The organism is Microbacterium sp. P5_B6 (assembly GCF_056400345.1).
The window spans coordinates 239,598-264,310 of the sequence record NZ_JBFULL010000004.1; the positions used below are offsets into that span (position 1 = coordinate 239,598).

A 24,713-nucleotide genomic window follows, 5' to 3' on the forward strand; every position below is an offset into this window, starting at 1 on the left:
ATGGCAACTGACGAGGGACTGAGGCGCTCGTGGAGCGCCGCGTTCCGTGCGATCGCGGCCACCACCGCGCTTGCCGTCGGCCTCACGCTCACGGCTCCGGCCGCCGCAGGAGCCGCCTCCGTCGCTCCGGTCGCCCCCTTGCGCGCCGCGGAAAACCCTGGTCAGCTCACTGATCTCCCGGTCAGCGTTGACGGCTTGGGCGCTCCGGCCGGGGCAGAAGTGGTCGGGTCGCCGGCCTTCCTCGACGTCCGGCCGTTCGATGTCACCGCAGACCCCGCGGCGGAGCCCGCGCCTGACCCGGCTCCCGTCGCAGAGCCCGCGCCTGAGCCTCCTGCGCCGGCGCCTGCCGCTCCCGCGCCAGAGCCGGCGCCTGCGGAACCGGCTGTGGTACCGCCGCCTGCGGAACCCGCTCCGGCCGAACCGGCCGCAGTCGAGCCCGCGCCCGTCGACGCTGCGGTCCCCGCGGCTGACCCGGCCGCGCCCGCCGACGCGGCGCCCGCAGAGCAGCCCTCCGAAACTCCGGTCAGCGAAGTCGCGGCACCTGTCGCCCCCGCGCCCTGGTTCCTCGTCATGTCGGGGAACGCGGCATCCCTCGTCTTCAACGGCGACGGCACGGTCACCTTCCAGGGCCAGACCCGGCCGCTCTCCGAGATCTCGGAGATCCGTGTCACCGGCACCGGCGGCGACGACACGTTCACCATCGACTTCAACGGCACCGACCCGGGCATCACGATCGGATTCGACGGGGCCGCCGGGTTCGACACGCTCGCAACGAAGCGCAGTGTCGGCGGGTTCCAGTCGACCGCCATCGACGGCTCGTCGGGGCGGATCCTCTTCGGCGCAACGACCGTCGAGTATGCCGGTATCGAGCCGACGCTGATCGACAACAGCGGTGTCGACAACGTGAATCCCACATTGGCGATGGATGACGCAGCTTTCACCCTCGGCGCGGGCGACGACGACGCTGTGCTCGAAGTCGATCCGAACAACGCGCTCCTGCTTCGTCTCCGCAGCCTGAACGCCGGTTTCGAAGACACCACCTTCTCGGCGCCGAGCGGCACCGGCACTCTGAGCCTCTCCGGCGGCGCCGGAAACGACAGGCTGACCATTCAGGGCACGATCAACCTCGGCATCGCGGCGTTCATCGCCGCGTTCGAGCGGATCCTCGTGGATGGCGCGACGATCAACGCCGGGTCGGTCACACTCAACGCGGCGCAGTCCAATACCGACGGGATCCCATTCAACGTCGCCCAGTGCACCGACTTCGACGACTTCAGCGTCGTCAGCTGCCTCGACCACGACGCGACTGCCGAGGTCATCGTCGACGGCGGCACGATCAACGCGGGTGACATCGCCCTCACCGCGACAGCGACCGTGATCCCCGACGCCTCCGCGGCGACCGCCTACGCCGTCCTCGTCAACTCGACGGCGACGGTCGATGTGCGTGGTGCGTCGCACCTCAACGCGACCGGCAACCTGACGATGACGGCGAGCTCGGTCGTCGGGCCCTTCACGCTGAACAAGCGCTACGGCGATGCCGCGATCATCAGCTCGGACGCCACGGCGACGGTCGGCGACAGTTCCGTCCTCGACGTCCACGGCACGGCGACGATCAGCGCGACCTCGACGGTGACCGCGAGTGCGATCCCGCAGACGGCCAACCCCAATGACGCGCCGAGGCAGTTCGACGCTGCCGTGGCGGTCCTGACCGTCGACTCCGATGTCGTGAGCAAGATCACGGGCCAGGCCACCGCATCCGTCACCGGAGCGCTCGGGATCTCTGCGGCGAACGTGGCAACCCTCGTCGCCAACGCCGACGCGTCGGGTGAGTCCAGTGGTGCCGGCATCGCGGTCGTGTACCTCAACCAGACGACCGACGCCGCCATCGAGAACACGGACCCGAGTGGTGTGACTGCGGCCTCGCTCGCGATCCTCGCCGACCAGAGTTCGACGGTGACCGCCTCCTCCAAAGCCGGATCTGACGGAGCCTCGGGGCAGAACAACAAGAGCCCGAATGCTCCCAGCCGCGCCAACGGACAGGCGGCGAACGACGACGGCACGCAGACGTCGATCGCCGGCGCACTCGGGCTCTCCATCCTCGACATCGACACCCACGCTCGCGTCCAGAACGCCACAGTAACGACGACCGGGGGAGCCCAGTCGATCACGTCGAAGTCGAAGAACACCGTCGCCTCGACGGGTGACGGCGGCACCACGGCGGGAAGCGCGACGGGCGTCGGCGTCGGCGTCGCGATCAACATCGTCACCCTCCTGACCGAGGCCTTCGTCCAGGCTGCGCACCTCGTGGCCGGAGGCGGAGTGACTGTCGAGGCAGACGCCCCGGACGCGAGCGACTCGTCCTTCACCGCGACATCCATCTCGGGCGCGGGCGGCGGCGGATCCTTCAGCGGCGCCGGATCGCTCGCGCTCGACAAGATCACCTCGCACACATCAGCACGAGTCGCGGGCACGGGAAGCACGTTCGGCGGAGCAGACCTCGCGCTCAAGGCGCGGGGCGACAACAAGAGCCACGCGAAAGCGACCTCCAAGCAGGACGGCACCGGCTCGGTCGGGCTCGGAGCATCGGTGGCACTGAGCCTCATCCGCAACGAGACCTTCGCCGGAGTCGACGCGAATGCCGCAGCGAACGGCATCGACGCCCTCACAATCGAGGCTGTCGGTGTCGACGACGCCACGACCGAGACCGAGGGCGGTGCGGCCGGCGGCACTTCCGCTTCCCTCACCGGCGTCGCGAGCATCGCGATCCACAACGTGCACACGACGGCATCCATCCTCGGCGGCTCCGTACTCGCCACAACGGGTGGCATCTCGGCGAAGGCCGACCAGAGCGCGAAGGCCACCACGAAGGCCGTGGGCGCGACAGAGGCGGGTTCGGGGGCCACGCTGGCGCTCACCATCGCTTTCGCCCTGACGAGTGCCGACCATGTGGCGGAATCCTCCATCGGCGGAAACGTCACCGCGGGCGGCGACGTCTCGTTCACGGCGGAGGGCACCTCGACCACAGCCACCAGCGCAGAGGCGACCTCGAAAGGAGCGCCCGGAGAGTCCGGCGGCAGTGGCAAGGACTCGACCGGCAAGGACGCCAACACCAAGGCCAACGACAAGGCCGGCAACGCCGGCAGTCGCACCTCGGGAGGAGCGGGCGGCGGTACGACGACCCCGGATGCCAAGAACGAAGACGGAACGAAGGTCTCGGTCGCCGCGGCGATCGCCTTCAACATCGTGAACTCGGTCACGCGGGCAGTGCTCGCCGACGGCGGCGTGCTCGTCACCACGGGCACGGCATCGTTCCAGACGAAGAACAACACGGATGCCTCCGCCACCGCCAAGGGAACGGCGACGGGATCGTCGACGGTCGGCATCGGCGCCGCGCTCGCGGTGAACAAGGTGACCCTCGTGAACCGGGCAGGCATCGGCGAGGGCGCCGAGCTGCACGCGACGGGGCTCACGCTCAGCGCGATCATGAAGGACAACGCGGGCGATGTCGAGCACAGCTTCACCGCGGAGGCGGAAGCGGGCGCGACGGGTACCGGTGGCACCCTCGGCGTCGCGGGGGCGTTCGCGCTGAACATCGTGGACGAGACGACGCGCGCGGCAGTCGAGGACACGTCGCCGACGCTGCCGGCCCTCCCCGCGCCGCAGCCGGGCGTCTACCTCGCGAGCGGGGGCACAGTGACGATGAACGCCGGTTCGAAGAGCAAGAACAAGGCGTCGGGCAAGGCCGAGCAGGAAGGCGAGGGGACGGTCGGCATCGGCGCGTCGTTCGCCCTCAACCTGCTCGATCTCGACGTGTTCGCCGGTCTGACGCAGGTGAACGACCCGACCCGCGGACCTCCCGTCACCGGTGCCGGAGTCCTCACCCTTGAAGCAGAACACGAGGTCGAGATCACGACCGAGGCGGAGGCCGGAGGAGCGGGCGGAAGCGTCACGATCGTCCCCGCCATCGCGATCACCCTCGCCACCATCCACACCAGCGCCTCCCTCGGAGCCGCAGCAGCAGCACTTCAGGCCACGAGCATCGACGCTCAGGCCACCCAGACCGTCACCGCGGAGACCACCGCGAAGGGCTCGACGGTCGCCGGATCTTCCGCCGGCATCGGCGTATCGCTCGCGCTGGCCATCCTCGACGACATCGTCGCCGAGTCCAGCAGCGCTCGCAGCATCACCGCCACCGGAGCCGTCTCGTTCCAGGCCACGCAGTCGGTCGACGTGACGACCACCGCCGAAGCAGCCACCAAGGGCGCCGACAAGTCCGAGGGCAAAGACAACGGCGGCAAGGACGTCAACAAGAAGGCCGACGACAACCTCTCGAACGCCAACAGCACCCGCGATGACAACACGGCATCGCAGACGAAGAAGAGCGACACCCCGAAGGCCGCGACTGGCGACGACAGCGGCAACTCGATCTCGATCGCCGGCGCGATCGCCATCAACGTGGTCGCCTCGACGGTCCGCGCGTTCTTCGCCGACGGACTCGTCATCATCTCGGGCGGTGTCGTCACCCTCAAGACTCTCGCCAACACGGATGCTGCGGCATCCGCCAAGGGCGACTCGGCGACGGACGGCTCGGTCGGGATCGGAGCGGGTGTCGCCGTACAGGCCATCGAGATCCTGAACCGTGCCACGACGGGCGCCACGACCATCACCGCCACAGGCCTCGTACTCTCCGCAGGAATGCGCGGCGGCGACGAGAACGATGTGATCCGGCACTGGAACGGATCCGAATGGGAGATCGTCGAGGAGGGCAAGGAGCTGCCCGGACCGTCGAAGGACGACCTCGTCTATGTCAAGACGAGCAACGGCTCCGGCGGCAACGACGGTCTCTGGAAGTTCTCCGGCGGGCTCCTCTCGCCGTGGTCGCTCGACGAGGACGTCACGATCACCGAGGGGGACGCGCTGCCGGCATCGGGCACCTACTTCCTGCTCACCGTGGCCAAGGACGGCAAGCCGGCGAACAGCGTCTGGAAGTGGAACGGCAGCGCGTGGATCTGGGTCACCTCCGATGTCGTCAACGAGAAGAGCGAGCTGCCCAAGGACGACATCGACGAGGACACCTGGTTCCGTCTGACCGAGCAGGACGGCACGAAGGCGCCGGGGTTCTACAAGCGCGATGGCGATCACCAGTGGATCCTTCAGCCGAGCGCGACGATCGCCGATGGCGCGGACTTCCCGGAAGCGCCCACGGCAGACCAGCTCTTCCGGCTCTGGGAGCACGAGGTTCTGACGACCGCCCGTGCCGGCGCGAGCAAGTCGACGAGCGTCGGCGTCGCGGGGGCGGCGGCGATCAACATCCTCGGCAACCAGACGGAGGCGATCGTTCCTGCCACGGCTGTGGTCACGCTCTCCGGCGCTGACTCCACGGTCTTCGCGCAGAGCAACGACCGGGATGCCGCAACGGCGAGTGCGAAAGCGGAAGTCGGATCGGCGACCGGTGTGGGAGCATCCTTCGCTCTGCAGGTCATCGACGGCAGCGACGTCACCGCCGAGATCAGGGACGGCGCCGGGTTCACCGGTGCCGGCGCTCTCGCGGTGGACGCCCGAGGGCTGCGCGACATGAGCACCAAGGCCGAAGGCGGGACGGCCGGAGGCACGGCGATCACGCCGGTCGTCGCGATGGTCGTGAGCATCGATGACGACGTCACCGCTCGCTTCGGGACGGGTGCCGCCTACGCGGGCACCGGTGCGCTCACCGTTTCCGCCCGGCACACGCTCGGCGCCGAGACGGAAGGCAATGCCGAAGCCGCAGGAAAGAGCACCGCGGTCGGCGCGGACCTCGCGCTCAACCTCGTGGTCGGCTGGGACACCCTCGCAGAACTCGCCCGCAGCGCCACCGCGACGAGCGTCGCCGTGTCGGCCGCTTCCGAGGCGCGGACGCGTGCGAAGGCGGTCGCGAGTGCGAAGGGCGCCGAGGAGAGCGACTCCGACGGCGACAGCAAGGCCAGCGGACAGGCCAACGGCGACAACCCGAACACGCAGAGCACGAAGTCCTCGACATCCAGCATGCCCTCGTCCAACGGCGGCACCAATGGGTCGAACGGTGCGAACGGCGCCAACAGCGCGCAGTCCGGCCAGTCGGGTCAGTCCGGATCGGGCGGCAGCAGCACGACGGCCGTCGCCGCGGCGGTATCGGTCAACTGGATCGTCGCGACCTCGACCGCGAGGATCACGAACCCCGTGACCGTGACGGCGACGACGGGTGGGGTGACGGTGTCCTCGACGTTCCTGCTCTCGGGCAAGGCGTTCTCGATGGGGTCGGCGATCGATCTCGACTCGGACGGCACCCGCGTGGGCGCGACGATCGGACTCAATGTCCAGGACGCCCACAACACCGCGTCCGTCGCAGCGGGAGCTCATGTCACGGGCCAGACCGGCATCATGGTCGCGGCCGTGCTGCCCGACGGCGGACGCAACGACTTCATCGTCTGGTCCTTCGCCGCTGCGGGTGGGAAGAGCACGTCGGTCGCGGGAAGCGCGGCGGTGCAGATCCTGCTTCTCACGAGCCAGGCGAGCGTCGGCCAGGGCGCCGAGCTCGACGCGCCGGCCGGGGGAGTATCGGTGACGGCGGCACAGGCGATCGGCCTGCAGAACCTCGCGATCTCGGGGGCGCTTTCGACCAACTCGGGTGCTGCGATCGGCGGCGCGTTCCTGGTCAACTACCTCGAGGTGAACACCCAGGCCTGGATCGCATCGACGGCCGGTGTTCAGACGAAGGTCGACGCGACGGGCGAAGTCGCCGTCTCCGCCACGAGCACGCTGGTCGCGCTCGTGCCGGAGGTGCCCGAGCCCGTGAAGGGCAAGATCGACTGGCTCACGCTCACCAACGTCGCGATCGCCGGTGCCGCGAGCTCGGGCGGCGCAGCGGTCACCGGTGCGTTCATCGTCAACATCCTGAACTTCTCGACCCGTGCGTGGATCGCGGGTGGCGCGCAGGTGAACCAGGAAGGCGCCGTCGGAGGCGCCGGACAGGATATCACCGTTCACGCGCAGGAGGACATCGCCCTGGTCGACGTGGGCGGCACGCTCGCGCTCAGCAAGAGCTCCGCCGGCGTCGGCATCACCGTGGTCGTCGAGATCTCCAACTCCGATGTGCGGGCGTGGATCGGCGACGGAGCGCACGTGCGGGCGGACGGCTCCGTCACGGTCGAGGCGCTCTCGGCCGAGGACTGGTTCGTGCTCGCCGTGGCGGGCGCCGGCAGCGCCGGATCCGTCGCGGCGACCGGCTCGGTGCTGGTCGTGGTGGCCAACCAGGGCGGATCCGACCCGCAGGTGCTTGCTGAGATCGGCGACGCCGTGGTGGCCGCCCTCGACGATGTGACGGTGCACGCGAAGAAGGACGTCGACAGCAACCTGGCGAGCGGCAACCTCTCGGTGTCGACCAGCGGCGCGGGCGTCGGTGCCTCGGTCGCGGTGCTGGTGCGCGACAACGACGTGACTGCACGGGTCACGGGCGGCGCGGACGTGCGGGCCCGTGACGACTTCTCGGTCATCGCGGAGCAGACCGGCGACTACCTGCTGCTGGCCGTCGGTGGGGCTGGCGGTCAGTCGGCAGGTGTCGGCGGCTCCGTGACGGTCGACGTGCTCACCGATCACACCACCGCCGCCATCGGAGGCGGTGCCAAGGTCAACTGCGTCGGCGTCCTGTGCACGAACACGTTGCCGGAGCTCACTCAGGACGTCGTGGTGTCGGCATCCGACGCGACGTCCGTGCTCGCACTCGCGGGCGTGCTCGCCGTGGGCGGCACGGCCGGCGTCGGTGTGGGCGTGGATGTCGCGGCCATCAACAAGACGACCGCGGCATCGATCGGGAACGGCGCGGTGGTTCGCGCGAACGGCGACATCGTGGTGCAGTCCACGTCGAGTGAAGACCTGAAGTCCATCTCGGTCGGCGGCGGCGGCGGCGGGACCGCGGCGGTCAATGTGAACGTCACGGTGCCGGTCATCAACATCACCACGACCGCATCCGTCGGGGCGAACGCCGACCTGCGTGCGGGCGGCAATGTCCTGGTCCTCGCTGACGAGTCCATGACCCTCTTCACCATCGCAGGCAACATCTCGGTGGCCGGCACCGCAGCCGTGGGGGCCGCTGTCGCGGTGCCCGTCGTCACGAAGACGACGAGCGCGACGATCGGTGCGAACGCCCGCGTGACGGGCGCGGCGATGGCCGGTCACATCTCACACGCGGTCGTGAACGCGGGCAGCTACTCCACGACAGGAACCGACACGCGGTTCGACCCGCGCGGCGCCCAGGGCGGGTGGCCGGTGCCGTTCCCGGGCGGCGGGCTCGACGGCAAGGGGCTGAACGCGGACGGCGCCACCATCAACCTCGGCTACAACCACGGATTCAAGGCCGGTCAGCAGGTCGTCTACGACGCCGGCGGCGGGGCGCCGATCACCGGCCTCACGGACGGCGGGACGTACTACGTCATCCCCGTGTCGGCGACCGAGATCCAGCTCTGCACGCAGCGCGGACCCCCGCTGGCTCCAGGCTCCGACGAGTTCTCGTGCGAGCCGGGCTTCGAGGTCACGGGCCTCACCCTCCCGGCCGGCGTCATGGGCGAGAACCACCGCTTCGTCCCGACGACGGAGCCGGGAGTCAAGTCCGACGTCAGCCCCCGCTTCACGGCCGAGCGCGCCGTCTCGACGAGCGGAAACTTCCTCGTCCTGCCGTACATCCTGTACGAGGACGACGGGACCACCCCGATGGTGCTCCACAACGGCGATCCTGTGGTCTACAGCGCGGGCGGGGGCACCCCCATCGGCGGTCTCGTCGACGGCAAGACCTACTACTTCTTCACCGCGAATCCCGCAGACGATGTCGACTTGAGCCACGTTCAGCTCGTCGACACGAAGTGCAAGGCGACCGGCAAGAAGGACGACTGCAACACCCCGGCCGACATCGCGCGCGGAACCCCGATCGACTTCACCTCGACCGGGAGCGGGCGCTCGCACAGCCTCGTTCCGTCTGGGATGCTTCCCGCCGGACCCGGCTCGGAGGTCGGCCCGCAGGTCATCCTCGCCCCCGCCCGTGGCGGCTTCGGCGGCGTGGCCGTCGCCGCGTCCAACAGCGACTACCTCGGCTCGATCGGCATCGCGGCCGGCGGTGCCGGCACCGCCGCGGTGAGCCTCTCCGGCTCCATCGCCGTCGTCACCGTCCACACGACGGCGACGATCGGCGCGGGCGCGAAGATCAACTGCGCAGCCGCCGATATCGCGTGCGCCACGAACGATGCCTCGGCAGATGGCAGCCAGTCGGTCCTGGTCTCGGCCGTCAACAACTTCCGCACCCTCGGCATCGCGGCCTCCATCGCCATCGGCGGGTCGGCGGGCGTCGGCGCCTCGGTCGCCGTGCGAGTGGTGGAGATCCACACGGATGCCTCGATCGCAGGCGGAGCGGTCGTCAACGCCAGGAACAACATCGAGATCCTCGCCGACGCTCAGACCTCGGTCATCTCGGTGAACGCCGCAGCGGGCGGCGGAACGGTCGGCGTGGCCGGAACGGTCGGCGTCAGCGTCATCAAGGAGTTCACGAACGCCTTCACGGGCAGCGGCGTGACGCTCCGGGCCGACAACAACATCGGCGTCTTCGCGCACAGCGCCTCTGTGCTCTTCCTCATCACGGCCTCGATCGCGGCCGGCTACGTCGGGGTCGGCGTCGGGGTCGGCGTCGCGGTCGTCGACAAGACGACGAAGGCGTACCTCGGCCAGGACAACATCGTCATCGTGAAGGCGCAGGGCGGCGGCCTCACCGGCGTATCGAACGGCACACTGGGCGCGAGCGGGTTCCCGACCGTGACGTTCCGCGGGCTCATCGTCCAGTCCGCGTCGAGCGAGAAGCTGTTCGGACTCGTCGCGGGTGTCGGCGCCGGGTTCGTCGGGGTGACCGCCAACATCGGGGTCAACGTCTTCACCGTGACCACTCAGGCCTATGTCGACCTCGGCACGACGGTCAACCGCGACGACCACGGCACGCTGACGGCCGCGGACGACTCGATCGTCACGGGCGTCAACGCGGCCCAGGGCGTGTCGGTGACCGCGACCGATCTCTTCGACTCCCTCACCTTCGCCGGCGGTGTCGCGGGCGGCTTCGTGGGGGCCTCCGGCGGCATCGACATCGGCGTCGCGTCGATCACCGTCAACGCCTATCTCGCGACGGGGACGGATGTCTGGGCACAGGCCGCCGTGCGTGTCAACGCGCTCGCCATCAAGAACGTCCAGTCCTACGCCGTCTCGATCGGCGGCGGCTTCGTCGGCGTCGCCGGGGCCGTCTCGGTCTGGTCCATCGGCACCGCACCGACCGCGTCGTACTCCAGCGACTCGCACGGTCCGAACCGCGGCGGCTGGGACGGAAGCAAGTCCTACGCCTCGGGTGACGTGGTCACCTACGCGTCGAAGACCTGGGTCGCCAAGAAGAACAGCACGGGAGTGACGCCGGGATCCGACGGCACGATCTGGCAAGAGGATGTGCCGAAGAACGCCACCGACGGCGAGGGCACCAGCGGGCAGTCGCAGGCCGACCAGGTCGCCTCCGGCAACGGCAGCAATGCCCCCGCGCCGCTGTGGAGCGGACCGCTCGCCTACGCCAAGGGCGACTACGTGACATTCAACGGCGTCAAGTATCAGGCGACGGCGGCCGTGGCGGCGAATGAGACGGATCCTGAGCACAACACGAAGTGGTACGCGGTCAAGGACGGCTGGAAGGGCGCTCTCGACGGGGCGCCCGCAGACGGGACTCCGGCGTTCCAGACCGTCCACGCGTACACGACCGGCGACTACGTCAGCTTCGGCGGCCACAAGTACCGCGCGACTTCGAGCTTCGTCTCCAGTGGGAACCCGACGATCGACACCGCGCACTGGGGGAAGGCCGACAACGACTACCGGTTCCGTGTCTTCGGCGGGTCGTCCGCATCCGACGGCGCGGTCAACGGCTCGTACTCCGGCACGAGTCCCACACAGGACCAGTTCACCCAGCCCGCACCTCCGTCGGGTGTCTCTGCCGGCATCTACGGCACGGTCCACTCGATGCTCTCGGACATCGACGTCGAGGCACGTGAGCGCGTCGACGTGTTCGTCCTCGCCGGAGCCGTAGCCGGTGGCGCCGGAGCGATCGGCGCGGGCATCGCGATCCTGACCGTGAGCGGGAACGTGAATGCCGGCATCCACGGCACCGCCAACGTCTCGGCCGGCGGTACGGTCCGGGTCGTCGCCGACCTCGAGGAAGACATCACGATCCTCGCCGTCACCGGCGCGATCGGCGCCGTCGCCATCGCGGGGCAGATCCTCGTCCTCACCGACACCAGCGCCACGACGGCGCACATCGACGACTCCGCCGACGTCCTCAAGGCCGCCGGAGGGATCGTCGTGACGGCCCGCTCCGACAAGGACGTCGCGGGGTACGCGGTCGGCATCACGATCGCCCTCGGCGGCATCGGCGCCGCGATCTCGGTCATCGAGGTCTCGGGCGACACGACCGCGCTGATCGGAGACGTCGCGATCGGCGCACAAGGCGCGATCGGCGGCATCACGGTCACTGCGACGGATGTCTTCGCCCCCACGGCCTGGGCGATCGGAATCGTCGGCGGTGTCGGGGTCGGCATCAGCGGCATCGTGGCCGTCATCGACTACTCGGGCCTCACGCGCGCGGCCTCGTTCGCACACGGCCCCGTCACGATCGGCGGCGGCGTCTCGGTCCAGGCCTTCGGCCAGCGCCAGCCGATGACGGGGCAGACGCTCAACGTCACCACCGGTATCGCAGCGGTCGGCTTCACCGTGTCGATCGCCACGATGGACCGCGACACGGAGGCCGAGCTCGGCGGCTCGATCACGGCATCCGGCGGGGTCGTCGTCAATGCCGAAGCGACGAACATCGTCACCGCCAGCACGCCGAGCGTGGCGATCGGTGGAATCGCCGTGAGCGCGATGATCCCCATCGCCACTGTCTCGGGCCACACCACCGCGACCCTGTCCGGCATTGTCGCGGGTTCGGCCAGCGCCCAGGTGCGCGCGGCGGCCGAGAACCGGGCCACCGCCGATGTGCTCGTCGTGAGCATCTCGGGTGTCGGACTGAACGTCGCCGTGGCCGACGCCGAGGTGACGTCAGACGCCGACATCACCGCGACCGTCACGAGTGCCGCCTCGATCACCAGCAGCGGCTCGGTCTCGGTCATCGCACTCGTGCTGGGAGCGAGCGGCCTGATCGAGGCGGTCGCGCACGGCCAGAACGTAGCGGCGGCGCTGTTCGGCAGCGGCGCGATCTTCGTCGCCAAGGCGACGCAGGGTGCCGCGGTCACCGCGGCGCTCGACGGCAACGTCACCTCGTCGACCTCCGTCTCGGTCACCGCGACCGGTGGAAGCAAGGCGAAGGCGGACCTGGTCGTCGTCGCGGCGGGCGGCCTGGCCGGGATCGCCGTGAGCGTGGCGGTGGCCGAGATCGCATCCGGCGCGGACGTCCAGGCGACATCGTCCGACGCGAACAACAACCAGCAGATCACAAGCAGCGGCAAGGTCAGCTTCATCGCCACGTCGACGAACACCGCCACGGTGACGACGGGCATGGGCGCCGGTGGTGCCCTCTTCGGTGTGAGCGTGTCGGTGCCGTCGGCGCTCGTCGGCGGGGCGACCAAGGCCAGCGTGCAGGGCAATGTCACCTCAGGGGCAGCCGGGGTCGAGGTCGGCGCGACGAGCCACAACACCGCCACGACCGATGTGCTCATCGTCTCGATCGGCGGACTGGGCGCTGCGGCCGTCAACGTGGCCGACGCGCGGATCACCTCCGCCGCATCGACGCAGGCGCTGGTCCTTGAGAACTCGACAGTCTCCGCGCCCGCCGGGACGGTGAGCGTGCACGCGACCGCCACGAACGTCGCCGAGGCGTCGGCGACATCGGTGTCGGCATCCGCCACACTCAGCGTGAGCGCGCAGAAGAGCCTCGTGACCATCGCAGGCTCGACGAAGGCCTCCTTCGACGGAGACATCCCGAGCACAGTCACCAAGACGGCATCGCTCACCGTGACGGCGATCGCGAGCAACGATGCGTTCACCGACACGAGGGTGGTCACGATCGGCCTTCTCGGCGGGGTCACAGTCATCGTCTCCGAGGCGAAGGTCTCGTCGAACACGGATGCCGTCATCGACGCGAACGCCGGCATCGCGCTCTCGGGCGCCGTGTCGATCGACTCGCACCTGGTGAACGGCGCGCGCGGCGGCTACCAGAACGTCGCCGAGGCGAAGATCCGCGGTGCGGGCGGCGGGCTCGGCGGCGGGTTCAACCTGATGAGCGCGACCGCCACCGTCTCCGGTTCGGTGAGCGGGAAGCTCAACGGCGCGGTCACATCGGCGACCTCATTCACCATCAATGCCGATGCCCACGCCGACGCGCTGGCGACCAGCGACTTCGCGAGCTTCGGCGGCGTGGCGATGTCGGGCAGCGAGACGATCGCGCTCGTCAGCGGCGACACGATCGCCGGCGGCGACAGCGGCAGCGCAGGCGGCACCGGTGCCTTCCTCGTCACCGCGGACTCGACCTACAACGCCACCGCGGACTCCGACGGACCGACGATCGGGCTCCTCTCGGTCGACGTCAAGCTCCCGAGCGCGACCGTCAGCGGAAGCACGAAGGCCAACTACCTCGGGCAGGTCACGAGCGGCACGACTGCCTCGGCGACCTCCAACTCGCACAACACCGCTCTCGCGGACGCATCCGAAATCATCTCGGTGGGCATCATCGCCGTCTCGGTCGCCTACGCCCTCGCGGTGGTCACCTCGTCCACCGAGGCGGCTCTGGGCGGAGCGACGGTCAGCGGAACGGTCACGATCTCGGCGACCTCGGACGACGACGCGACAGCCAAGGCCGGCGGCGTTGCTGCCGGCGCCCTGGGAGTCCAGCTCCTGCAGCCGGACGCGCGCTCCCAGGGCAGCACGCGGGCGTTCGTGGGCAACGGCAAGTCGGTTTCGGGATCCTCGCTCTCGATCACCGCCACCTCGACTCCGGATGCCGTGACCGAGGCGAACATGGTCGGCTTGGCCGCAGTCGCCAACGTCCTCGTGACCAACCCGGTGTCCCACGTCGGCGGCACCACCGAGGTGTACATCGGCGACAACGAGACCGTTCAGCTCGGCTCGGGTGCGGTCACGATGACCGCGAACCGCACGGCCGTATCGACAGCCAGCGGGCTCCGCGTGACGGTCTCGCCGATCAGCATCTCCTTCGTCCACCTCGAGGCGTACACCGAGGGCACGATCGCCGCTCACATCGACGATCGGGCGAACGTGACCGCCGGATCGGTGACGATGACGGCGGGGGGCACGAGCAGTCCGTCGGTCTCGAGCACCGCGGTCGGCGTGCAGATCATCGGCGGCTCGGGCGTCGAGCTCAAGGCGCAGGACTCCACGACGGTCGCCGCCTACGTCGGCCCGGCGACGGGTGCCACCGCGGCGAACCTGGCGGATCCGACCACGGTCACCACCACCGGATCCGGCGTGACCGTCTCGACCAGCTACTCCTCGCTGCCGCTCGCCAGTTCCGCCGGCCTGAGCATCAGCCTCGGATTCGGCGGCTCGGTCGTCGACTCCACCGCCACCTCCACACCGACGGTCCTCGCCTACCTCGGCGATCACGCGCAGGTCTCGGCCGGCGCAGGAACGGTCTCGTTCATCGCCGCCGTCACCGCCGTCGCGATCTCCGACGCCAAGGGCTTCGGAGTCTCGCTCGGATTCGACGCCGGCCTGACATCAGCGCACGCGTCCGTCACGCCGACGGTGCGGGCGTTCACCGAGGGCTTCGGCTCGCTGTCCGGCGCCAACGTCAACATCATCGCCCGCTCCAACGTAGACCAGAACGGCAACCTGCTCTCACCCAGCTACACCTTCGGCACCATCAACGACGCCAACGGCTCGATCTCCAACACTTCCAACTCGGTCGCGCCCGCGTTCGCCCGGGTCACCCTCGGCTCGGTCGGCCTCGCGGCGGGAGTGGCCGGAGGGTTCGCAGACGCCAACAACTCCGCTGTCGTCGCGGCAGGTGTCGGCGGCGCCACCCAGGTCAGCGCGTCGACCCTCCTGACCATCCTCGGCCGGTCGTTCGGCGACGCGCAGGTCGACGCCCTCTCCCTCGCCGCAGGCCTTCTCGCCGGCATCGGGATCGTCGCGGGCTCCGCGACGTCCGGCGGATCGGTCGGCACTTACTTCGACGGCACCTCGGGAACTATCCTCGCCGCCACCATGACCGCTCGCTCGGATGCCCGACCGCACATCGAGGGCCGCTCGGCCTCCGGCTCCGTCGGTGCGGCCGTCAACATCGCGGTGCTGGCTGCGACAGCATCCGGCACCGTCACGAGCCGCGTGGGCGGCAACCTGCACACGACCAACAACGCGACCGTGCTCGCGGACGCGCGCATCGCCGTCTCGTCGCTGTACAAGGCGCTTTCGATCTCGCTGTTCGTGTCGGGCGTGGCCGGCTCGGTCACCGCGAAGGACGCCACCGTCACGACCGCCTCGATCAGCGGCACCGGCGCGGTGCACAGCGATTCCGGCAACGCGTCGGTGCTCGCGTGGCACAACTTCGACGGAGTCGCCTACATCGCCGCGAACGAGGTCAACGCCTCGGCCGGGTCGGTTACGCTCGCCCTCGGCCTGGCGATCAGCAGCGTGAGCATGCTGGCCAACGCGCATGCCTCCACGACGGCGACCGTCGAGGCCGGGGCGACGCTCGCCGCGCCATCGGGCACGGCGGCGCTCCGGGCACAGTCGCTCAACTCGGCGGTGGCCACGTACAAGCGCACGCAGGGCGGGTTCCTCGCCAGCATCGCGCCCGACGCCAACCCCACCGCCGATGCTTCCGGCATCACGCGCGCCGATCTCTTCGGTCATGTCCGAAGCGGTACCAGCGGAAGCGGAGCCTCGGTGCTCGACGTGCTCGCGAAGGCCGACGATCACTCCTTCGCGGGAATGAAGAACGCCGGCGGCGGCATCGTGTCGGTCAACGACTCGAGCTCGTCCGCGACTGGGACGCCGACGGTCGGCGCCACGCTCGGCGGCGGATCGTCGATCATCATCGCCACCGGCGCGATCAACGCGAAGGCCGACAGCCACAACGACGCGGATGCCTCGACCACGAGCGGAACCGGCGGTGCGCTGAACATCAATCTGTTCGGCGCCACGGCGACGATGACCCCGACGGTCACCGTCACCGTCACCGGGGGTGCCAAGATCACCAGCTCGAACGGAACCGTCGGCATCGACGCGACGAGCAACACGACTCCCGCACCGAGTTCCGACGGCTCGTTCAACGCCGGAGCCGTCGCGGGCAACACCATCTCGTTCACGCTGCAGCATGATGCCTACACCGGGCAGCTGGTCATCTACAACACGCAGGGCAACGGCTCCCCGGTTGCGACGGGTATCGACGGTCGCAGCTTCAGCGTCATCGTCACGGGCGCGAACACCCTGCAGCTCGGACTCGAGTTCGTCTTCGACGACCCGTCGACGCCGACTGTCATCGAGGGCGCCGTGATCGATGCCGCCACCGACATCATCGACTTCGGTTTCCAGTCGCACCACTTCGAGACCGGCGACCTTGTCGTGTACCAGCCGATCGGCGGTGCGATCGGCGGTCTCGCAGCCGGGGTGTACAAGGTCTACAAGATCGACGACTTCCGCCTGAAGCTGCAGCTGACGTCCGTCAACGTCCTCGCGCCGCCCGAGGTCGTGGCACTGCCGAGCCAGGTCGACACGACCACCGACCGCATCACCGGAAACTTCAGCGACAACCAGTACGTCACCTATCACGCGGCACCGTCGGCCGCAGGGTTCTCATCGAAGAACGTCTCGAGCAGCGTCATCGATGTCGGTATCGCGAACACCGTGCCTCTGAGCGGGACTCCGGTGACGTACACGGCCAGCGACACCGGCAAGCTCATCGGCGGGCTCTCCAACGGCGCGACCTACTTCGTCATCCGGGTGGACGGCCAGCACCTCCGGCTCGCGAGCACGTACTGCAACGCACGGGGAATCGCCGTCGGCGTCGACACGGTGTGCAACAGCACGTTCGCCCTGGGCGTGCAGGGCGACGACGGTGCGGTCGGCAGTGCGGCTGTCGCAGGCATCACCCTCACTCCCAATGTCAGCGCGGCCTTCGCCGCGGTCCGCCACCTCCTGACCGCCACGACCACTCGCGCGATCGGCAATCTGCAGGACCGGAACGGCTACTACGTCGTGGGGGCGAATGGGAGCAGCTTCCAGTTGTCGCTCACGTCCGGAGGTTCGGCGATCAACCTGACCGGCGGCGGCGCCTACCCGCACGTGTTCCGGGTAGAGGGTCTCAACCTCACCGGAGCCGGCAGCGGCATCCAGCGGCTGATCCTGCAGCTGACCGCGACCGGCGGCATCCAGAAGCTCGATGGCATCGGCGGACCGTCCGGTGCGACGAGCGCCGCCGACGGCGTCATCTCGGCCACCGCGGCGGGCGGCGGCGGCGGAGCGATCAACGTCTCGACGGCGACATCGAACGCGAGCACGTCTCAGACGGTGACCGTGACCGTCGGCGGCTCGGCGGAGATCACCGGCCGCGGCATTGCCATCACGACTCACGCGGTCGCCATGGCCAAGGGCGTCTCGGGCAATGCGGGCGGGGGAGCCATCAGCATCGGCGACTCCGATGCCCGCGCGCGCACCGCCATCGTGAACACGATCACCGTGGCGAGCGGCGCCGTGCTCACCGCGACAGAAGATCTGCTCATCGCGACCAACAGCGACCTGCGTCCGAAGGTGCTCGCCTCGACCTCGCAGGGCGGCCTCGTCGGCGGATCCTTCGGCTCGACCGATGCGACCGCGAGCTACACCACGCACACCACGAGCAACGGCACGCTCGTCGCGGGCAACCACGCCGCTGTGGAGTCTCACACCGCCGTCAACGGCTTCTCGGAGTCCGTGGCGGATGTCGGCGGACTGGGTGCGGATGCCGAGACCGAGGCCAATGTGTTCATCGGCACCGGCGGCGGCAACGACGCGGACACCCTCACCGATGTCGGCGGCAGCGTGACCGGCCGTCACGTCCGCATCGCCTCGGCGGTCGACTCGCTCGTCGCCTACGCGCACACGCACACCTACGCTGCAGCCCTCGGCGCCAACTCGGACGCCGACTCCGAGATCGCGGTGCAGGGCTCGACGAAGACCACGCTTCTGGCCGGCCTCACGATCGTGGGACAGGTCGACACCGCGCTGCTCGCCGAATGGCTCGCCATCGACCTCAATGCGGACGCTCGCGCGGTCTGCGCCTGCGGCGGCGGCGACACCGACTCGTACGGGCGCATCTTCGACACGGGCGAGACCGCGGACCAGTCGGTCGACACGGTCGTCACCGCACGCAACGGCGTCGTGATCACGACCTCCGACCTCACCGTCGCGACGAACGAGCAGGTCAATCGGATCCGCCGTAAGGCGACGACCGGAGGCGGGTTCCTCGACTTCGGCAACGACGGCGATGAGAACGGCAGCAACGGCGTCCTGACGCGGCACATCTTCTGGGAAGCGCGCGCCATCATGCTCGGCGAGCCGAACCCCGAGGTGGAGATCAACTCCAGCGGCGTCGTGACGACGCTCGTCAACGCGCGCGTCTGCAACAACCTGGGCACGTGCTACATCGACGACCCCTTCACCGACCAGCACACGCAAGGCAGCCTCGCCGCTCCCGGTGCAGTCACCGTGACGGTGGACCCGATCATCTACGACCACGGCGCCCGCGCCCGGTTCCTCGCCAACGACCTCACTGGCATCGGCGGATCCGCCGGCATGATCTGGGGCCGCGGCGGCCGGTTCGACTTCCAGCAGACGTGGGACTACGTCCACATCTTCAACGCGTCGAACCTCAACCTCGTGACCGGGATCATCGACGTCGTGAACACCGCCAACTCGCCGGTCATCGACATCCGCGTCGACTCGATCGCGACGGGCAGCGGCGTGAACGCCCCCAGCATCACCGAGTCGGTGCCGTCGTCGGTCGCGGACTTCGCCGCGAACTACCGGTTCGACTTCGACATCCACTACCGCTTCCCGCCGACGCTCGTCCAGATCCACAACACGTGCGCGTTCTCGTGCCCGCCGCAGCCCTTCATCCGGCTCGACGGCTACATCGAGAACCCGCTCGGAACCACCGAGATCCACAACGCCTCGGGCGACGTCCTCTCCGGCCCGGGCCACGAGCTGATCCGCACCAACATCCTCGACATCGACGCGCCGCACGGCAACGTCGGGTTCCAGACCGCGACCCACCCGGCGAACGACACCGGGCGCAACCCCATCGAGGTCGAACTCGTCAAGTACATCCACCCTGACTCCGAATTCTGCGGCGACCCCTCCGATCCGGCACCCTGCATGTACGACGTCGTCGTGACGGTGGATGCCRGCAAAGACGCGGTCCTCGACCTCACCACCTTCCGCCGGACCGACGAGACGCTGGCGAACGTCATCACCGTCGTCATCGACCACATCAACGCCGGCGACGACGTGGACCTCGTGCTCAACGACAGCAAGGCGGGCGACGGCACCAGCGCCCTGGTGCTGGTCGAGGTCGACATGTACAACCCCGGCACGACGTACTACGGCTACACGTATTACCAGCATTACAACCCCGCGCTGACCGACACCGGACCTCTCTCGCCGTGCCCCGGTGGCGACTGCGGCGGCGGCTCGGGCAAGTACGAGACGCACTTCCGCCCCGACGGAACAGACGCGAGCCTGATCCACATCCTGCGTGCACTCGGCACGGACAACGACGGAGAGATCGACTCCACCTACGACTTCACCGCGGTGCGTGCGGGCGACGACATCGACATCTGCCACGTCACCACCGGCGGCGAGGAGCCGAAGACCTGCTTCACGTCATCCATCGACTCCGCCACGCACGTCGTCACCGCCGACACGACACCGKACACGACGATCGACATCGTCATCAACACGGACGTCGCCTGGGCCGGAGGCGCCGGTCACACCGGACCGGTCGACGACCCGGGCATGGCATCGAATGTCGCGCAGATCTTCATCCGCACCAACGGCGACATCACCGCGACGGAACTCGTCGGCGACATGCTCGTAGGGCACATCCACTCCACGAACGGCGATATCATCCTGCACTCGCCGATGCGGATCCTGGATGCCGATGGCCGGCCGACGATCGATGTCACCGGCATCAACATCACGATGTACGCCGGCGAGGACGGCGGAATCGGCGGCATCGGGCTGCCGACCGACTTCCTCGAGATCAACACGTCGGTGCTCGACCCGACGTGGGATGACGTCTCGGACGGCGTGCTCAAGGCGTATGACACCGCCGGGGCGAACAGTCAGACCGCCGGCATCTACCTCGACGAGCTCGAAGGCGACATGCCCATCCACGAGCTGTACACCGAGGGCGACACGAGTCTCGCGACGGGCAACGTCTCGGCGCGCACGGTCGGCGGCTCGATCCTCAACGCGAAGCTCAACGCCACCGAAGACAACATCCGCGGCGACTCCGTCGATCTCGACGCCAACGGCGGATCCATCGGCCTGCAGTCCAAGGACGTCATGGTCGACTCCGGCCGAGCGCCTCCTCTCTTCGCCYGTGTCAATGTGAACTGCGGCAACAACTCCAACGGCACCTCCGACGCAGCGCTCGCCGCCGACAGCGACGACGTGGCGCTCGAGGCGACCACGAACATCTACTACACCGAGACCGATGCGTACCTGCGGCTGGTCCTCGCGCACACGCTGACCGGCAGCATCCGTCTCACCGTCCGCGAAACCGTGGACCTCGACGAGGATCTTTACCTCATCGAGGACGGCACCGCGCAGTTCGCCGAGTCGAACACGCGGCTCCCGTACAGCGACGCCGACGCCCTTCGCCAGATCGGCCATGGCACGATCTTCGCCGAGGCAGGCAGCGTCGAACTCCGCGTCGGCGACGATGTCACACTGCACCAGAACAGCCAGATCCTGGCGGGCCTCGGCATCCAGATCCGCGGCGACTTCTCGCTCACGACCGGTGCCAGCTTCGGCCTGGAGGGCGGCCCGCTCAGTGATGTCCCCGCGCTGCCGCTCAGCGAGTACGGCACGTCGATGATCCTCCGCGGCAGCATCATCGCCGGGTGCATCGTGACGGATGCCGGAGCCGGTGACGAGCCGATCGGCAACTGCGCCGCGGCGACGTCGAACGCGAGCGTCTCACCGCAGACACATGTCTGGGGCAACTCCGAGGTCGATGTCATCCACCTCGGCGACCCGTCCGGCCTCGACCCCGAGCAGACGCCGAGCGCTGCGGACAAGACCGCGTGGGGCGACGATGGCTACATCTTCCTMGGCTCCAAGACCACGATCCACGGCAATGCCCTCGCCGCCGTCCCCGCTGACTCGGCCACCGCCGACGGCGAGGACGAGATCACCGTCTGGTATCTGCAGTCGATGGATGTGCTGACCAGCCCGACCGGCATGCAGAACACCGCGCCCAACACGATCGGCAACGGCACTGGCGCCGGCCACACGCTCAACCTCGACGGCCAGGGCGAGACCGACCACTACGCGATCTACACGAACGGCAGCCACGGCAGCACCCGCAACTACGTGATCAACGTGCTCGACACCGGACTCGCGGACCAGGGTGTCGATGAGCTCGACGTCTACGGGTACGACAGCGATCCGGTGAACCGTCCCGCGGACGCCCCCTTCAATGGGGCCAATGGTGGAGCAGACGACATCTGGCTGCTTCGGGCCCTCACCTGCATCGACAACGAGTCGCCGTACGGTGTCACCGGCGTCCCCGCATCCTGCGGAGCGAGCGCGACCGAGACCGCCGACCACCCCGCCTTCATCGCCCTCCTCGCGGGCAGCAGCGCCTCCGACGGCGGCGTGGGGCTCTACCGTGACCGGGTGACCGGCAACGAGCCGAGCTGGATGGTGCAGCGCATCAACTACGACCGCGCGCTCAACGGCCGCATCACGGTCTTCGGGATGGGCGGCAACGACGCCTTCTACGTCGACGACACGCAGGCCACGATCACCCTCGACGGCGGCGCCGGCAACGACAGCTTCCAGATCGGCCAGATCTTCGGCACGCAGCGCGACAGCGAGTCGGCACCGAACGGCGGCGCCCTGCTCGCGGCCGACACGTTCCCCTCCCTCGTCGCCACCACTCGCGGCTGGCTCAGCCCCGGCGCCCACGCACCCCTTCTCGCGACGGGCGGCACCGGCAACGACCGGTTCATCGTCTACTCCAACCAGGCCGAGATACAGCTCAACGGCGACGACGACAATGACCTCTTCATCGTCCGGGCGTTCGCGATCGCGGCGGTCTGCGACACCAGCGCCGACAGTGTCGCCGGTTGCGACCTCGACGATGTCGACTTCCGCCCGGCAGGCGGAGTGTTCCCGACCACTCCGGTCGCCTTCGGCTCCTGTGTCATCGGCGCCTACACCTCGCGGGTGACGGGTCAGGTGATCGCCGGATACACGCGGTACGACAACAACGGCGACAAGGTCTGCAACAACGCCGACGCGCACATCACCTACAACCACGACGCGGGCAGCAATGTCGACCTCGATAACACGAGGTGGCAGGACGACGTCATCCCGCTCGACGCGAACGGTGTGGCGGTTCCGGTGATCGGCCTCGGCTTCTCGACGAACCGACCGCTCGACATCCGCGCAGGCGGCGGCGAGGACGAAGTCCAGTACAACGTCAACGCCCCCGTCAACGTCGACGGCGGCACGGGCTTCGACAAGCTGGTGATCCTCGGCACCGAGTTCGCGGACGACTTCGCCATCACCGACAAGGCGATCTACGGTGCAGGCCTGAACGTCAAGTACACGACGATCGAGGTGCTCGAGATCGACGGCCTGGAGGGGGACGACCAGTTCTTCGTCCTCTCCACCGCCTTCGGCGTCGCATACCGTGTCATCGGCGGCCTCGGCAGTGACCAGATCTCGGTCGCAGGGGATGTCACCGCCGACATCGTGACGCGCGAGCTCGAAGGGCTCTCGGGTGCCGTCGACCACATCGTCACGTCGCTCGACCCGCGTTACGACGGCATCGTCGTGGATGGCGTTCCCTACAACCTCGCCACCCCGAACACCGGCGTCGTCGTCATCAAGGAGCTCGGCCCCTCCACGAGCGTGCGCGAGGGGACCACGACCGGCCCCATCACCGAGATCGCCCACTACACGGTCGAATTGAGTCACGCGCCGGACGCGAACATCTACGTGACGGTCTCGGCTGCTCTCTCGCCCGACGAAGAAGCTCGCGACACGTTCGACAACCCGACGGGCTTCGGGCTCGCCGATGGCGAGGCCGACACCATCTGGCTGTGCGTCGCGACCGGACCGGTGCTCGCAGGCGAGTGCTCGACGCTGGGACAGTTCCAGCGGCACTACATCCGCAACGGCGTGCTGGTGAACGAGGCCGGTCGCGCTGTGGTCCTGACCTTCACGCCCGGCGACTGGAACGCTCCGCAGCGCGTGTACGTGCGGGCCTATGACGACCTCCGCTCCGAGGGGGACCGCACCGTCGTGGTGCAGCACTCCGTGATCGCCGAGAACAGGCTCCTCGACGCCGAGTTCCACGGCGCAGCGGTCCGCCAGGTCAACGTCCGGGTCTATGACAACGACACGCCGGGCGTCTACGTGACGCACATCGAGCCGTCCACCGAGAACCCCGCCACCCCGCCCAACACGGCAGCCGAGCTCGCCTGCGCCGCCGATGCGCAGAGCTGCGTGCTCGACGACCGCGGAATCGTCATCGAGGGCAGCGCCACCACGCAGCGCACCGATCAGGTGCTCGTGCAACTCGCCAAGGATCCGGGTGCGGGCGTCACGATCACCGTCAAGATCACCATGGATGCCGACTCTCAGCGCATCCTGCAGATTCTCGATCCCGGGCTCGCGGCCCGCTGGACGGCGGTGTCGAACCTCATCGACGGCACGTACTACCTGCTGACGTTCCTGGGCGGGAACGCGGGCAACTGGTTCATCCCGGTCCGGCTCACCCTGCAGGCGCGGAGCAACTCGGACCCGGGCGACCCGACGACCGCCGTGATCAACTGGGGTCAGGAGGGCGCAACGAACGCCTACCGGTTCCCGAACCTGCGCTCGGGCAGCCAGCGCACCGACGTCCTGGTGTACGACGACGAGACGGCACAGGTCGTCACGATCCCGAGCGGGACAGACACCGTCGTGGTCAAGTGCGGTGACGCGCTGTGCACGGTGCCCGGCCTCACCGACGGCTACTGGATCCGGCTGACCACCGCCCCCCACCTGCCCGTTCCGAACACTCCGCCGTACACAGGCACCGACGTCAAGATCGCCCTCACTCCCGACGGCCTCGTCGACGTCGTCTCCATCGGCGGTGTCGCAATAACGCCGGCCGGGTATGCGATCATCGGCGGCGACATCGCGTCGCGGCTCTTCCTGGGCAACCTGACCTTCTCGGGCAGCACCGTCACGCGGGTCGGCAGCAGCGACACCGGCAGCTTCCTGGAGGAAGGCGTCGTCGTCGGAATGCGGGTCAAGTTCGCCGCGTGCACGACACCAGGAGTGGGGTATTACACCGTCACCGGCACCCCGACAGCGACTTCCTTCACGGTCGATCAGGCCCTCACCGGGTGCGGCGGCACCGTTGCCGATACCTCGATCAACGTTCTGACGCGGCGCGGCATCTGGGACGGTGCAGGCAC

General features: G+C 68.8%; 1 protein-coding gene (only partly in view). It reads left to right on the forward strand.

Annotated features, from left to right (window positions below; all coding sequences use genetic code 11):
• Positions 1–24,713: the 5' portion of a hypothetical protein gene (locus AC1DP3_RS07780; RefSeq protein ID WP_477292582.1), read on the forward strand. It continues 7,519 nt past the right edge of the window; only the first 24,713 of its 32,232 coding nucleotides appear in the window; the start codon lies at positions 1–3; its stop codon lies off the right edge, out of view.